Genomic DNA, 14102 nt, shown 5'->3' with positions numbered 1-14102 from the left:
GCACCTGACACAACGCCCGCAGCGCCGTCGTGCGCGGAGGGAGGGCACCCGGTGATCGGGCGTTTCGCGAGAGGCCTTCACTGCGTCAGGCGCAGCGACCCGATGCTTGAGGCGATCTGATTGAAGGCGGTGATCAGGCCGTTCGCGTCGTTGGCGACGAAGAATTGATTCGTCGCGCTGGCGCAGCTGCTCAGAAGGTTGAGGCCTTGCTGATCGATCGGATCGGCCGGGACGCTGAACCCGATCGTATAGATCGAGATGCCCGCAGCCTTCGCGTTGCTGCAGGCCAGCGACGTGAGGGCGTCCAGCGCATTGCGTGCCCTGGACGTGGTCGAGATGTTCTGGTTTCCGGGCGGCAGACGCGGATTGGGGCCGGACCCGTCCGCATTCTTGATGTAGCCCGCCGGAAAGTACATCGACTGATTGTACGGCGAGTTCCCGTTCATCGGCCAGCTGTTCTCCCCGTCCGTCATCAGAATGAGGACCTTGTTGACCGCGCTGGAGCTGTAGGAGGCTGGCGGACTCGCTCCGCCGGCGAAGACGCTCAGGGGCGAGAGCGTGCGCCAACCCCACATCAGGCCCTCGTAGATATTGGTCGAGCCGAGGGGCGCCATGCTGTTGATGAGGGCCTTCAGCGCCGCGGTATCGCTCGTCAGCGTTTGCAGCGGCTGGGTCGTGCATCCGAAATTCGGACCGTTCGGCACCCCGGTAAAATAATTCGAATTTGTCGGTGTGGCTCCGGTGGGCGAGACGTACTTGCAGGCCCGCCCCTCCAGTTGCGCAAATGTCAGATTGTTCGTCGTGTCGCAATTTGTTTTGTCGGTCTTGTCGTCGATGTAGCTGTTGTAGCTACAGTTCTGTCCAACGCAAGCATAGGTCGCACTGCTGTCCCCCGGCTCGTCGGGCGCCAACATCGGCACGAAGTAGGAATCGTTGGACGACGGCGTCATGTCCTGGATGTTGAGCGGATAGGGCAAGGTCTCCAGGCAGCCGGCCCAGCCCCAGCCGGCATAGACGCCCTGCAGCTTGGCGAAGATCTGCAGCCGGTTCGTGAAGTTGGAGCCACCCGGCGAGAGCACGTTGGTCCAATGATACGAAGACTTGCCTGTGAGGTCGATCCAGGAAGCTGAGCGGTAGCTCGCGGGGATCGCCACGGCCGAGGCGAAGGGCACGATGGAGAGGCGTGTCCCGGCGGAGAAGGCGTCGTTGCTGTAGACGTAATCCACGAAATTGGCCGCCGCGGTCTTCAGGGCCTGCATCTTCGTCTGGCCGCCGCCCGAGACGTTCATCGAGCCGGTATTGTCGAGGACGAGCGCGATCTCGAACGTCTTCGGCAAGGGTGTGGCGCAGCGCGCGGTGGCGCGCGGCCGGATCGTCGTCGTCCCGGTGATCTTGCCGAAGAAGATGGGTGAAGGCGCGCGCGCGGTCAGCGTGATCTGCCGCGGATTGTCGGTGATGGTGATCGCGTCGAGCGTGACCGTCGCCCCCATGAAGCCGGTCATCATCGTGCCGGCCTGGAGCTGCAACGCGGCCTTCGTCGTGGAGAGCGGCGTTTGACACAGGGCGAGGGCCGTCGCGTCCGTGGCGGCCTGCAGCTTCACCTCGAGGCGGGTGGCCAACCCGTAGTCGATCGCCGCCCCGGTGAAGCCCAGGATCGGCAGGCTCAGAAAGGCGAAGAGGATCGCGACGTTGCCGTCCCGAGCTCCGCGGAGTCGTGCGAAAGCCCGGCGGAAGGCGGCTACTTGCATTCCGCGCCTCCCGGAAGGATCACCTCGGTGTAGGTGTTGGCTCCGTATTTCCGTCCCCCTCGGGCCGGCCAGGGCATGCTGACCTTGAAGCTGAACGTTCCGCTCGCTTGACCGAACAGCTTCAGCAACGCGCTGCCGAGCATTGGCCGGTAGTCCATGCTGGCCTCGGTCAGGATGTAGCGCACGCCGGTCGTCTGAAACCCGGGCGGCACGGTCAGGTCGGCCGCGCCGCCGAGCCCCCGGGCGGTCGCGTTCGCGCTCGCGGTGCTGGAGCAGACCTTGGGGACGAGGTTGAGCTTTGTCAGGTCCACTCCCATCGCGCTCACGACGATCTTGACGCCTGAGCTGTCGAAGGGACGCAGCACGGCGCTCGACGAGGCGAGGATGTCACCCATGAGGCCGGAGCTGACCGGGTTCTGCGTGTCTCCCTGAGCGGTCAGGTCCGACACGGTGCGGGCGAGCAGCGTCAGCTTGCGCCAGTTGTCGATCGCGTGCGCGTATTCCGAGACGCCGGCGAGAATCAGCAGCAGCACCGGCAGCAGCAGCGCGAACTCGGTCATGGCGCTGCCCGCGCGGCAGCGCGCGAGAGCGGCGACGGCGGACCCGGCCGGCTTCAGCTGGCGCATGCCGTGGTCCCGGTCGTCTGATACGGCTCGGTGCGAAACACCGCCGTCGACATCAGGAGGTACGAGCCGTCCGCGAAGGTTCGGAAGTTCGTCCCGAGCAGGCCGAGGAGCGTCGGGAGCTTGACCGCCGCCGTGACGACCACGATGGCCCCGGGCTTGGGGCAGACGTAGGTGTTCCCGAACGACGTGCTCCACGTGCCCGTGTTCGGGTCGACCGGGCTCGCGGGCGCGGATGATCCGAACGAGCCGGCCGTCTTGACGTCGAGCTTGACCGCGGAGCAGTCGAACAGCGTGACGCGATTGTCCGAGCCCGCGCCGCAGATCTGCGACCGGAGGGCGGTGAGGATCGCCGTCGGGTCGGTCTGCCCGGCATTCGAGAGCTGGAACTGCCCGGTGAACAGGGACCGGACGCCCACCTGCAGGGCGCGGTCGAAGTTCTGCGCCGCCCAGATCAGGAAGGCGACCTGGATGATCGCGGCGCACAATCCCAGGAAGGGCACGGCCACGAGCGCGAACTCGACCGCTGCGGCTCCCTCACGAGCGCTGCCGAAGGGCTTGATGACTGTTGAGTAGAGGTCGCGCTTTATCATGCCGGCGGTTGCAGCAGAGTTTGCTCGCAACCAAGGCCTGTATCCGCCGAGGTTTAACACTTCGTGCGCTTGGCTCGACCGCTCGCGCAACCATGCACGGGATGCTGCGAAGGTTGGCGGCATGACCAGTCTAGAGCGCTCTCTGCCGAAGTGCACGCCGGTTCAGCGCAAGAGAGCGCGTCAAAACAAGGGCTTAGAGCCGTTCCCGCTTGCAATGCGATCGGGAACGGCTCTAAGCGGACATGCGCCTTGGCGTGCGAAGGCTACGCGATAGCCCATACACCGCATCCGTCCGCGGCTGCGGCACGGATCGTGTGCCGCGATGCCGGGCGGGCGGAAGGCGCAGCCGCGCTCAGGCGACGACGGCCTGCCCGTCGCGCCGCGGGTCGCTCGCCGCCACGTAGCCGTCCTCGGCGGGGTCGCCCATGCGCCAGATGAACTGGCCGGCGCCGAAATCCTGGTAGCTGTCGTTGATCACCTCGATGCGGTGGCCGCGCTCGGCGAGCGCCTGCACCGTCTCGGCCGGCATCGTCGACTCGGCGTTGATGCTGAGCCCCTCGTTGACGCGCCAGCGCGGCGCGTCGCAGGCGGCCTGCGGGTTCTGGTGGTGGTCGAGCATGCGCACCAGCGTCTGCACGTGCCCCTGCGGCTGCATGTTGCCGCCCATCACCCCGAAGCTCATCACGGGCGCGCCGTCCCTGGTCAGGAAGCCCGGGATGATGGTGTGGAAGGGCCGCTTGCCCGGCGCCACCACGTTGGGGCTGCGCGGATCGAGGTGGAAGCCGTAGCCCCGGTTCTGCAGGCTGAGGCCCCATTCGGGCACCACCACGCCGGAGCCGAAGCCCATGAAGTTCGACTGGATGAAGCTCACCATCATGCCGGATTCGTCCGCCGCGGTGAGGTAGATCGTGCCGCCGGAGGCCGGGTTGCCGGGGCCGAAATCCTGCGCCCGCGCGCGGTCGATGAGCCGGCCGCGGGTCTTCAGGTAGGCTGGGTCGAGCATCTCGTCGGGCGTCACCGTCATGCCGGAGGGGTCGGCGACGTAGCGGTAGGTGTCCGCGAAGGCGAGCTTCATCGCCTCGATCTGGAGGTGCTGGCTCTCGGGCCCGTCCGGCGGCAGGCTGGCGAGATCGAAATCCTCCAAGATGCCGAGCGCGATCTGCGCGGCGATGCCCTGTCCGTTCGGCGGGATCTCGTGGAGCGTGTAGCCGCGGTAATCCTGGCCCGTGGGCTCCACCCATTCGGGCCGGAAGGCGGCGAGATCGGCCACCGTCATGGCGCCCCCGTGCGCGGCGGCGTGGCGGGCGATGCCTTCCGCGATCTCGCCCTCGTAGAAGGCGCGGGCCCCGGTCTCGGCGACCGCGCGCAGCGTCCGGGCGATGCCCGGCAGGCGCACCCGCTCGCCGACCTCCGGGGCGCGGCCGTGGGGCAGGAAGACCTCGGCGAAGCCGGGCTGGCCGGCGAGGTCCGCCACGCGGGCGGCGGCGGCCCATTTCTGCTGCACCACGATCGGCGCGAGGTAGCCGCGCTCGGCGATCTCGATCGCGGGCTGCATCAGGTCGCCGAAGGGCAGGCGTCCGAAGCGCTCGGAGAGCGCCGCCCAGGCGGCCACCGCGCCCGGCACCGTCACCGAATCCCAGCCGCGCATCGGCGGGCGGGCCGCCTCGCCGTACTTGCGGCGGAAGTACTCGGGCGTCCAGGCGGCCGGCGCGCCGCCCGAGGCGTTGAGCCCGTGCAATTGCCGGCCATCCCACAGGATGCAGAAGGCGTCCGAGCCGAGCCCGTTGCTGCAGGGCTCCGTGATGGTCTTGGCCGCCGCCGCGGCGATCGCCGCATCGACCGCGTTGCCGCCCTGCCAGATCATCTTCAGCCCGGCCTGGGCGGCGAGCGCGTGCGAGGTCGCCACCACGTTGCGGCCGAAGATCGGCATGCGCAGCGAGGGATAGCCGTGGTTCCAGGCGAAGGGCTTCATCGGTTCGGGTCCGTGGTTGCCGGGGCGCGTCGCGGGCTCGGCACTTCTGTTGCGCCCTTCCGCCGGACCGCACAAGTTGTGCCGCGCCGCTGCGCGCTGGCACGGATGCTGCTTGGAACACCGTGTGCCACAGGATCGCGCCGCCGCGGTCTTGACGTGCCGGCCCGCGCGCCGGACCCTTCTGGCCGATCCATCCTCGCACGAACGGGACAACTGGATGTTGCGTCTCTCCGCCGCCTGCCTCGCCGCAGGGCTCGCGCTGCCCGCGTGGCTCGCGGTCACCGCGCCGCTCTCGGCCCAGACCCTGCGCTACGGCATGATGGAGGATCCCGACGCCCTCGACCCGACGCTCGCCCGCACCTTCGCGAGCCGCATGGTCTTCGCCGCGCTCTGCGACAAGCTCGTCGATATCGGCCCCGACCTGAAGCCGGTGCCGCAGCTCGCCACGAAGTGGGAGCTCTCGGCGGACGAGAAGGTGCTCACCGTCACCCTGCGCCCCGGCGCCAAGTTCCACGACGGCGAGCCCGTGAACGCGGCCGCCGCCAAGTTCTCGATCGAGCGCCACCTGAAGATGCCGGGCTCGCAGCGCCGCGGCGAGATCGCACCGATCGACACCGTGGAGGTCGTGGACGACTTAACCTTCAGGATCACCCTGAAGCAGCCCTTCGCGCCGCTGATGGCGCAGTTCACCGACCGGGCCGGCATGCTGGTCTCGCCGAAAGCCGCCGAGCGGCTGGGCGACAAGTTCTCCACCGCCCCGGTCTGCGCCGGCCCGTTCAAGTTCGTGGAGCGGGTGCCGCAGGACCGCATCGTGGTCGAGCGCTTCCCCGATTACTGGAACAAGGACCAGATCCACATCCAGCGCATCGAGTTCCGGCCGATCCCCGACACCACGGTGCGGCTGACGAACCTGCGCGCCGGCCAGCTCGACCTCCTGGAGCGCCTCGCTCCCACCGACGCGCCGCAGGTGGCGCGCGACGCCAAGCTCAAGCTCGCCTCGACCTACGAACTCGGCTTCCAGTCGGTGCTGTTCAACCTCGCCAAGGCCGGCTCGCCCGTCGCCGACCCCCGGGTGCGCGCCGCCTTCGAGCTGTCGCTCGACCGCAACGCCATCAGCCAGGTGGTGTTCAACGGCGAGTTCCTGCCCGGCAACCAGTGGGTCTCGCCGAAGCACCCGGACTACGTGAAGGACTATCCGATCCCGAAGCGCGACGTGGCCAAGGCCAAGGCGCTGCTGGCGGAAGCCGGCCAGCCCAAGCCCCAGATCACCATGATGGTCTACGCCAACAGCGAGGCGCCGCAGGTCGGCCAGGTGATCCAGGCGATGACCAAGGAGGCGGGCTTCGACGTGAAGCTCCAGGCCACCGACTTCACCACCGCGCTCGATATCGCCGACAAGGGCAACTACGAGGCCTATCTCTACAACTGGAGCGGCCGGCCGGACCCGGACGGCAACACCTTCAGCTTCCTCGCCTGCAAGGCGCCGCTGAACTACCCGCGCTACTGCAGCGAGGGCGCCGACGCGGCGCTGCAGGCCGAGCGCGGCTCGGTCGATCCGGAGAAGCGCAAGGCCGCCTGGAAGGCGCTCGCCGACACGGTGCTGAACGACCGTCCGGGCGTCTACCTGATGCACCGCAAGCTGCTCTGGGCCTACAGCCCGAAGCTCACCGGCTTCGTGCCCTATCCGGACGGACTCGCCCGCTTCACCGGGCTCAAGCTGAACTGATGCTGCGTTTCCTGGTCCACCGTCTCGCGCTCGCGGTCCCGACCCTCATCATCGCCTCGATGATCATCTTCGCCCTGCAGCAATTGCTGCCGGGCGACGTCGCGACCGCGCTCACGGGCGAGGAGCGCGACCCCGAGGTGATCGCCTTCATCCGCGAGAAGTACCACCTCGATCAGCCCCTGCCGGTGCGCTACGCCTACTGGGCGGCCGGCGTGCTCCAGGGCGATCTCGGCGTCTCGGTGCGCCTGCAGAAGCCGGTCTCCGAACTGGTGCTGGAGAAGCTGCCGGTCACGCTCGAGCTCGCCTGCCTCGCCATGCTGGTGGCGCTCGCCATCGGCGTGCCGATGGGCATCCTCTCGGCGGTCAAGCGCGGCACCTGGATGGACGCTGCGGCCAACGGCGTCGCGCTCTGGGGCCTGTCGGTGCCGAACTTCTGGCTCGGCATCCTGCTGATCCTGCTCTTCTCGGTGCATCTCGGCTGGCTGCCGGCCTCCGGCTACGTGCCACCGGGCGAGAGTCTCATAGAAAACCTGCGATCCATGGCCATGCCGGCTTTCGTCCTCGGCAACGCCATCGCGGCGGTGATGATGCGCCACACCCGCGCGGCGATGCTGGGCGTGCTGGGCTCCGACTACGTGCGAACCGCCCGCGCCAAGGGCGTCTCCCCGTTGCGCCTCGTGCTGCGCCACGCGCTGCCCAACGCAGCGATCCCGATCATCACGCTGGGCGCGCTGGAATTCGGGCAACTGCTCTCGGGCGCGGTTCTGACCGAGCAGGTCTTCTCCGTGCCGGGCTTCGGCAAGCTGATGGTGGATGCCGTGTTCAACCGGGACTTCGCCACCGTGCAGGGCGTCGTGATCTGCACCGCCGCCACCTACATCGCCCTCAACCTCGCCGCCGACCTGCTCTCGGCCGTGGTGAACCCGAAGCTGCGCCGAGCATGAGCACCGGTGCCCCTCTCACCGAAGCCGCCGGCGTCGCCGCGCCCGCGGCCGCGCCCGCTAGTCCCCGCGAGCCCCGCTCCCTCTCGGCCTTCTGGCGCCGCCTGCGCGCCCGGCGGAGCGCGGTGGTCGGCCTCGCCATCGTGGTCCTGCTCGTCGCGATGGCCGCGCTCGCGGATTTCATTGCGCCCTACGATCCGACCGCGACTGACTGGGGAGCGGTGCGCGCGGCGCCGAGCCTCGCGCACCCGTTCGGCGGCGACGAGGTCGGGCGGGACATCCTGTCCCGCATCATCTACGGGGCCCGCGCCTCGCTCGGCGCCGGCCTCGTCTCGGTCGCGCTCGCGGTCGCCCTCGGCCTGCCGATCGGCCTCCTCTCCGGCTATGCGGGGGGCTGGATCGATGCGGTGATCATGCGCCTCACCGACGCGCTCCTCGCGATCCCCTTCCTGATCCTGGCGATCGCGCTCGCCGCCTTCCTGGGCCCGAGCCTCACCAACGCCATGCTGGCCATCGGCCTGTCGGCCACCTCCACCTTCGTGCGCCTCACCCGGGCGCAGGTGCGGGCCGTGGCGGCGGAGGAGTTCGTGGAGGCGGCCCGCGCGGTGGGCAACCCGCCCTGGCGGATCGCGCTGGTGCACATCCTGCCCAACATCGTCCCGGCGATCCTCGTCCAGGCGACGCTGACCATCGCGGCCGCCATCATCGCGGAGGCGAGCCTCTCCTTCCTCGGTCTCGGCCAGCAGCCGCCCGAGCCCTCCTGGGGCGCCATGCTGACGGTCGCCAAGAACTTCATGGACCAGGCGCCCTGGATGGCGATCTGGCCGGGCGTCTCGATCTTCCTCGCCGTGCTGGCCTTCAACCTGCTGGGCGATGGCCTGCGCGACGCCCTCGACCCGAGGCAGCGGACATGAGCGAACCCCTGCTCGACGTGCGGGACCTGCGGGTCACCTTCGACACCGAGGGCGGCACGGTCCACGCCGTCAACGGCGTCTCCTACACGCTGGCCGAGGGCGAGACGCTGGGCATCGTGGGCGAATCCGGCTCCGGCAAGAGCGTGCACGTCCTCGCCATGCTGGGCCTGATCCCGCGCCCGCCCGGCCGCATCGCCGGCGGGCAGGTGCTGTTCCGGGGCCGCGATCTCCTGGCGCTGCCCGAGCGCGCCCTGCGCAAGGTCCGCGGTGGCGAGATCGGTTTCGTCTTCCAGGACCCGATGAGCTCGCTCAATCCCGGCATGACGGTCGCCCAGCAGATCGTCGAACCGCTGCGCATCCATCTCGGCCTCGACCGGCGGGCGGCTCGCGCGCGGGCCCGCGAACTCCTCGACCTCGTGCGCATCCCGAACGCGGGTGCGCGCCTCGACCAGTACCCGCACGAGTTCTCCGGCGGGCAGCGCCAGCGCGTGATGATCGCGATCGGGCTCGCCTGCCGGCCGAAGCTGCTCATCGCCGACGAGGCGACGACGGCGCTCGACGTGACCGTCCAGGCCGAGATCATCGCCCTGGTGCAGGAGCTGAAGCGCGAGCTCGGCATGGCGATCATCTGGATCACCCACGATCTCGGCGTGGTCGCCGGCATCAGCGACACCGTGCAGGTGATGTATGCCGGGCGCATCCTGGAGCGGGGACCCGTGGACGACATCTTCGGCGACCCGCGCAACGCCTACACACTCGGCCTGCTGCGCTCCCTGCCGGACCTGAGCAGGGGCCGCGCCGGCCGCCGCCGCCTGCACCAGATCGACGGCAGCCCGCCCGACATGCGCCGCCCGCCCCAGGGCGACCCCTTCGCCCCGCGCAACGCCTACGCCACCGCGCGCTGCCGCGCCGAGATGCCGCCCCTCGTCCAGGCCGCGGGCGCGGCGCCCGGCCATCTCGTGGCCGCCTGGTACGACCTGCCGGCCCGGCTCGCCGAGGAGGGCGCCCGATGAGCGTGTCAGCAGCCCCCATCCTGTCGGTGCGCAACCTCTCGAAGGCCTATCCCCTGCGGGCATGGTGGGGGGGTAAGGCCAACGTGTTCCGTGCCGTCCACGACGTCAGCTTCGACATCGCGCCCGGCGAGACGCTGGGCCTCGTCGGCGAATCCGGCTCCGGCAAGTCCACGATCGGCCGGGCGGTGACGATGCTGAACCCGCCGACCTCCGGCACCGTCGCCTTCGAGGGCACCGACCTCGCCACGCTCCCGCCCCGGGCGATGCGGCGCATGCGCGGGCGCATCCAGACCGTGTTCCAAGACCCCTACGCCGCGCTCAACCCGCGCATGAGCGTGGGCGCCTACGTCGCCGAGGCCTTCCGGCTGCACCGGCCCGGGATGACGAGCGGCGAGCGCCGCGAGGCCGTCGAGCACCTGTTCGAGCGCGTCGGGCTTGATCCCGCCTTCCTGGGGCGGTTCCCGCACCAGTTCTCCGGCGGCCAGCGCCAGCGCATCTGCATCGCCCGCGCCATCGCGCTCAGGCCGAGCTTCATCGTGGCCGACGAGCCGATCGCCGCGCTCGACGTCTCGATCCAGGCGCAGGTGGTGAACCTGCTGCAGGACCTCCAATCCGAACTCGGCCTCTCCTACCTGTTCATCTCCCACGATCTGCGCATGGTGCGCTACCTCTGCCACCGGGTCGCGGTGCTCTGGCGCGGGCGCATCGTGGAGCTTGCCGAGAGCGACCGGCTGTACGAGGACCCGCGCCATCCCTACACCCGGCGCCTGCTCTCGGCGGTGCCGCTGCCCAACCCGGTCGCGGAGCGGGCCCGGCTCGCCGCCGCCGGCCCGCAGATGCCGGAGGAGGGCCAGCCCGGAGACCTCGTCGAGGTCGCCCCCGGCCACTGGGTCGCCGCGGTGACCTGACGCAGGTCTGTATCGCGCCGCAGGGGCTGTTCCCGCCGCGGCCGAGAGGGGACAGGAGCCCGCACCGGGCTCCTGTCGGATGCGCTCAGGCCGCCATGGGGGCGTGGCGCCTGTGGCCCTTCACGTCGAAGCGGTCGAGCATCATCACCTTGTCCCACGCCTTCACGAAGTCACCGACGAAGCGCCGGTGGCCGTCGCTTCCCGCATAGGCGTCGGCGATCGCGCGGAGCTGGGCGTTCGCCCCGAAGACGAGGTCGCTGCGCGTCGCCTCGAACCGCGTCGCCCCGCTCGCCCGGTCCTTCAGCACGAAGGCCATCCCGTCCGCGTCGGCCTTCTCCCAGACGAGGTCCGTGGAGGTCAGGTTGCGGAAGAAGTCGGTCGTCAGCACCCCGACCCGATCCGTGAAGACGCCCCGGCTCGAGCCGTCGTGGTTGACGTTGAGCGCGCGCAGCCCCCCGGTCAGAGCGGTCCATTCCGGCGCGGTCAGCGTCATCAGGTTGGCCCGGTCGAGGAAGAGTTCCTCCGGCGAGACCTGCCGCGTCATCTCCCCGAACCCTTCGTCCACGTAGTTGCGGAAGCCGTCCACGACGGGCTTCAGCCACGTGAACATCTCGATGTCCGTCAGCTCCTGCGTGGTGTCGACGCGGCCGGGCGTGAACGGCACCGCGATCTCGACGCCCGCGTCCCGGGCGGCCTGCTCAACCGCGCTGCACCCGGCCAGCACGATGAGGTCGGCCAGCGAGATCCGCTTCCCGTCGCTCCGCCCATCGTTGAACGCGGACATCACGTCGCCGAGCGCCGCGATCACCGGCGCCGCGCGGCGGTTGACCGCCCAGTCCTTCTGCGGGGCAAGGGCGAGGCGGCCGCCGTTGGCGCCGCCGCGCTTGTCGCTGTCGCGGTAGGTCGAGGCCGCCGAGAAGGCCGTGAAGGCGAGATCGGAGACCGAGAGCCCCGTGGCGGCGATCGTCTGCTTCAGTGCCGCGATCTCCGCCTCGCCGACGAGTTCGTAGTCGCGCTCCGGCAGCGGGTCCTGCCACAGCAGTCCGTCCTCGATCACCGCCTCCGGGCCCAGGTAGCGGTGCTTCGGGCCCATGTCGCGATGGGTGAGCTTGTACCACGCCTTCGAGAAGGCCTGCGTGAAGGCGTCGAAGTCGCCGAGGAACTTCTCGCAGACCTTGCGGTACTCCGGATCGACCTTGAGGGCGATGTCGGAGGTCATCATCATCAGGTCGTGCATCTGCCCGGCCACATGCGCGTCGGGCGTCTTGGGGGCGTCCGCGGCCTTCGGCTTCCATTGCAGCGCGCCCGCGGGGCTCCGCGTCTGCTCCCAGTCGAACCGGAAGAGGTTCTCCAGATAGGCGTTGTCCCACCGGGTCGGATCGGGGGTCCAGCTGCCCTCGATGCCGTTCGTCATCGTGTCCGCCCCAGCGCCCGTGCCCTTCGGGTTGTGCCAGCCGAGGCCCATCGCCTCCATCGGCGCCATCTCGGGCGGCGGCCCGATCTCCTTGGCCGGCACCATGCCGTGGCTCTTGCCGAAGGCGTGGCCGCCCGCGATCAGCGCCACCGTCTCCTCGTCGTTCATCGCCATGCGGGTGAAGGTGATCCGGATGTCGCGCGCCGAGGCCAGCGGGTCGCCGCTGGCGTAGGGGCCCTCCGGGTTCACGTAGATGAGCGCCTGGTGGGAGGCGGCGAGCGGGTTCTCCAGGTCGTACTCGGCCTCGCCGTTCTTCCCCCGCCAGCGCTTGTCGCGGTTGACCATGTCGTCGAAGCTCGACACCGTCCCCATGTCCACGACCTCGGGGCCCCAGTAGGTCGCGTTGTCGGCCTCCCAGGCGTCGAGCCGGCCGGCCGCGAAGCCGTAGGTCGGGAAGCCCATGATCTCGAGCGCGCAATTGCCGCTGAGCACCATGAGGTCTGCCCAGGACAGGGCGTTGCCGTATTTGTGCTTGATCGGCTGCAGCAGGCGGCGCGACTTGTCGGTGTTGCCGTTGTCCCACCAGCTCGAGATCGGGGCGAAGCGCTGCATCCCGGTGCCGGCGCCCCCGCGCCCGTCGGCGATGCGGTACGTGCCGGCCGAGTGCCAGGCCATGCGGATCATCTGCGGGCCGTAATTGCCGTAATCGGACGGCCACCACCCGACCGACGAGGTCAGGAATTCCTTGATGTCGCGCTTGAGCGCCTCGTAGTCGATCGCCGCGAAGGCGGCGGCGTAGTCGAAGTCCGGGCCGAGCGGGTCGGCCGCCAGCCCGTTCTGGTGGAGAAGCTCGACCCTGAGGCGGTGCGGGTACCAGTTCTCCAGGGTCGGCCGGCTGCCGAGGGCGCCGCCGATCCGGTCGCCGCCGAACGGGCAGCGCCCTTCCATCCGGAAGGTCTCGGTGTTGGTCTTGTCCGCCGTCATCCCGCTCATCGTCTTCCCCCCTTCGATGCCCCTGCGACACCGGCCCCGGCCGAGCGCGTCCGGGGATCCTCCTCCTAGGAGTAGCGACCCATCCGCTCGACGCCGGCGACATCTGGCGGTCGGCGCGGAAATCAAGGACCGGCCGGTTCACAGCCATGCGTGGCGGATGCACGCATGGCGGCGCGTCGGCGGCGCGTCGGTTCCCGGGGTGGGCCGTTAGGGTCCCGGCTGGGAGGCCGCGCTGGCCCGCGTCGCGGCCACGGCTGATGCGAGGCGGCGGCCTGACAGCCAAGCATGCTCGGCCCGGGGCCCGAGCAGCCAGTCGCCGCAGGCCCCGATCCCGCGAGTGGGGTCCCACAGGGTGTTGCGGCCGGCCGCGCCCGACGCCGCGTATCGCCAGCGGTGCCCGGCGAGGTGGACGGGCTGCACGGCCGCGACGCCCGCCGCGGCGAAGAAGCGGCCGAGCAGGTCGGCCGCGACATCCGCGGCCGCGCGCTCGAGGTTGCGGCGGGACCAGTCCGGCCCGGCCTGGATCACCCAGGACTCGGGCCCGGAGCGACCGGGCTTGGCCGCCTCGCGCGCAGCCCAAGCGAAAGTGTCGCCTGGCCCACCGCGCTCGGACAGAAGGTCCGGGACGCCGTCCAGCCGCCGCGCGAAGGCGGCCATCGCGGTCCAGCAGGGTGCCGAGGGGAGCGCGGCGGCCACGGCGGCGAGGTCCGGGGCAGCGGGCCGCAGGAGGGTCGCGGTCTGCTCGGCCGGCAGGGCGGTCAGGACGACGTCGAACCCGCCCGCATCGAGGTCCGCCCCCTGAAGGCGCCAGCCCCCGGCCTCGGCCGCGACGGCCTCGACGCGGGTGCTCCAGCGGACCGGGAGCCCGCGGCCCATCGCCCGCAGCGGCGCGTCCATGCCGGGGATGCCGACCCAGGCCCGGGCGCCCGCGGCCGGCCAGCGCGCGACCGTTCCCTCGGCCTGCCAGACGGCGAGCTCGGCGCCGAAAGCCGGGTCGTCGGCGGTGATGAAGGGAGCGCCGAGATCGAAGGCGACGGGTCCGAGCGACGTGTCGGTGCGGCGCGTCGACAGGCGGCCGCCCGGAGCCCGCCCCTTGTCGAAGAGCGCCACCGGGCAGCCCTCGGCGGCCAGCGCCCTGCCGCAGGTCAGCCCCGCCAAGCCCGCCCCGACGATCGCGATCCGCACGATCCTGCCCTCCTGCCCCGCGCCGGCGGACGAGACGGACGGCCTCCGCGCCCGACGACGGCACCCGCGTGC

General features: G+C 70.3%; 11 protein-coding genes. 5 read left to right on the top strand and 6 right to left on the bottom strand.

Annotated elements, in window-relative coordinates; translation table 11 throughout:
- Positions 1-77 precede the first annotated feature (77 nt).
- The 4 genes from DK427_RS02435 to DK427_RS02420 all read right to left on the bottom strand — a co-directional run bounded on the left by DK427_RS02435 (position 78) and on the right by DK427_RS02420 (position 4936).
- Entirely contained in the window at positions 78-1748 is a 1671-nt protein-coding gene (locus DK427_RS02435; protein ID WP_109949872.1) for a pilus assembly protein TadG-related protein, read from the bottom strand.
- Positions 1739-2374, bottom strand: a complete 636-nt coding sequence (locus tag DK427_RS02430) for a TadE/TadG family type IV pilus assembly protein (RefSeq protein ID WP_109949871.1) — start codon at positions 2372-2374, stop codon at positions 1739-1741. The genes DK427_RS02435 and DK427_RS02430 overlap by 10 nt, the downstream gene beginning before the upstream one ends.
- A complete protein-coding gene (locus tag DK427_RS02425) occupies positions 2362-2964 on the bottom strand; it encodes a TadE/TadG family type IV pilus assembly protein (protein WP_109949870.1) in 603 nt (200 codons plus the stop codon). The genes DK427_RS02430 and DK427_RS02425 overlap by 13 nt, the downstream gene beginning before the upstream one ends.
- Positions 2965-3316: 352 nt before the next feature.
- On the bottom strand, positions 3317-4936 hold the full coding sequence (locus tag DK427_RS02420; RefSeq protein ID WP_109949869.1) for a gamma-glutamyltransferase family protein: 1620 nt from the start codon (positions 4934-4936) through the stop codon (positions 3317-3319).
- 217 nt (positions 4937-5153) lie between these two features.
- On the opposite strand from DK427_RS02420, the gene DK427_RS02415 reads away from it, so the two are divergent.
- Genes DK427_RS02415 through DK427_RS02395 form a run of 5 tightly spaced genes read left to right on the top strand, consistent with a single transcriptional unit; the run spans position 5154 to position 10438 of the window.
- Positions 5154-6662, top strand: coding sequence for an ABC transporter substrate-binding protein (locus tag DK427_RS02415; RefSeq protein WP_109949868.1), 1509 nt, complete (start codon positions 5154-5156; stop codon positions 6660-6662).
- Positions 6662-7606 (top strand): ABC transporter permease, encoded by a 945-nt coding sequence (locus DK427_RS02410; RefSeq protein ID WP_109949867.1) that lies wholly within the window; start codon positions 6662-6664, stop codon positions 7604-7606. Before DK427_RS02415 ends, DK427_RS02410 begins: the two co-directional genes overlap by 1 nt.
- On the top strand, positions 7603-8517 hold the full coding sequence (locus DK427_RS02405; RefSeq protein ID WP_109949866.1) for an ABC transporter permease: 915 nt from the start codon (positions 7603-7605) through the stop codon (positions 8515-8517). The genes DK427_RS02410 and DK427_RS02405 overlap by 4 nt, the downstream gene beginning before the upstream one ends.
- The gene (locus DK427_RS02400) at positions 8514-9530 is read left to right on the top strand and encodes an ABC transporter ATP-binding protein (protein ID WP_109949865.1); all 1017 of its coding nucleotides are present in this window, start codon (positions 8514-8516) and stop codon (positions 9528-9530) included. Before DK427_RS02405 ends, DK427_RS02400 begins: the two co-directional genes overlap by 4 nt.
- Positions 9527-10438, top strand: coding sequence for an ABC transporter ATP-binding protein (locus tag DK427_RS02395; protein WP_109949864.1), 912 nt, complete (start codon positions 9527-9529; stop codon positions 10436-10438). The genes DK427_RS02400 and DK427_RS02395 overlap by 4 nt, the downstream gene beginning before the upstream one ends.
- Before the next feature lie 85 nt (positions 10439-10523).
- Here the strand turns inward: DK427_RS02395 and katG are convergent, their stop codons facing one another.
- Complete coding sequence (gene katG / locus DK427_RS02390; protein WP_109949863.1) at positions 10524-12845, bottom strand: catalase/peroxidase HPI; 2322 nt, start codon at positions 12843-12845, stop codon at positions 10524-10526.
- Between the two features lie 207 nt (positions 12846-13052).
- Positions 13053-14030: an NAD(P)/FAD-dependent oxidoreductase gene (locus tag DK427_RS02385; RefSeq protein ID WP_109949862.1), complete on the bottom strand. Its 978-nt coding sequence runs from the start codon at positions 14028-14030 to the stop codon at positions 13053-13055.
- Positions 14031-14102: the final 72 nt, after the last annotated feature.

It is taken from the genome of Methylobacterium radiodurans, assembly GCF_003173735.1.
GTDB classification, from domain to species: Bacteria; Pseudomonadota; Alphaproteobacteria; order Rhizobiales; family Beijerinckiaceae; genus Methylobacterium; species Methylobacterium radiodurans.
This window is presented reverse-complemented; position numbering and strand designations above follow the sequence as displayed.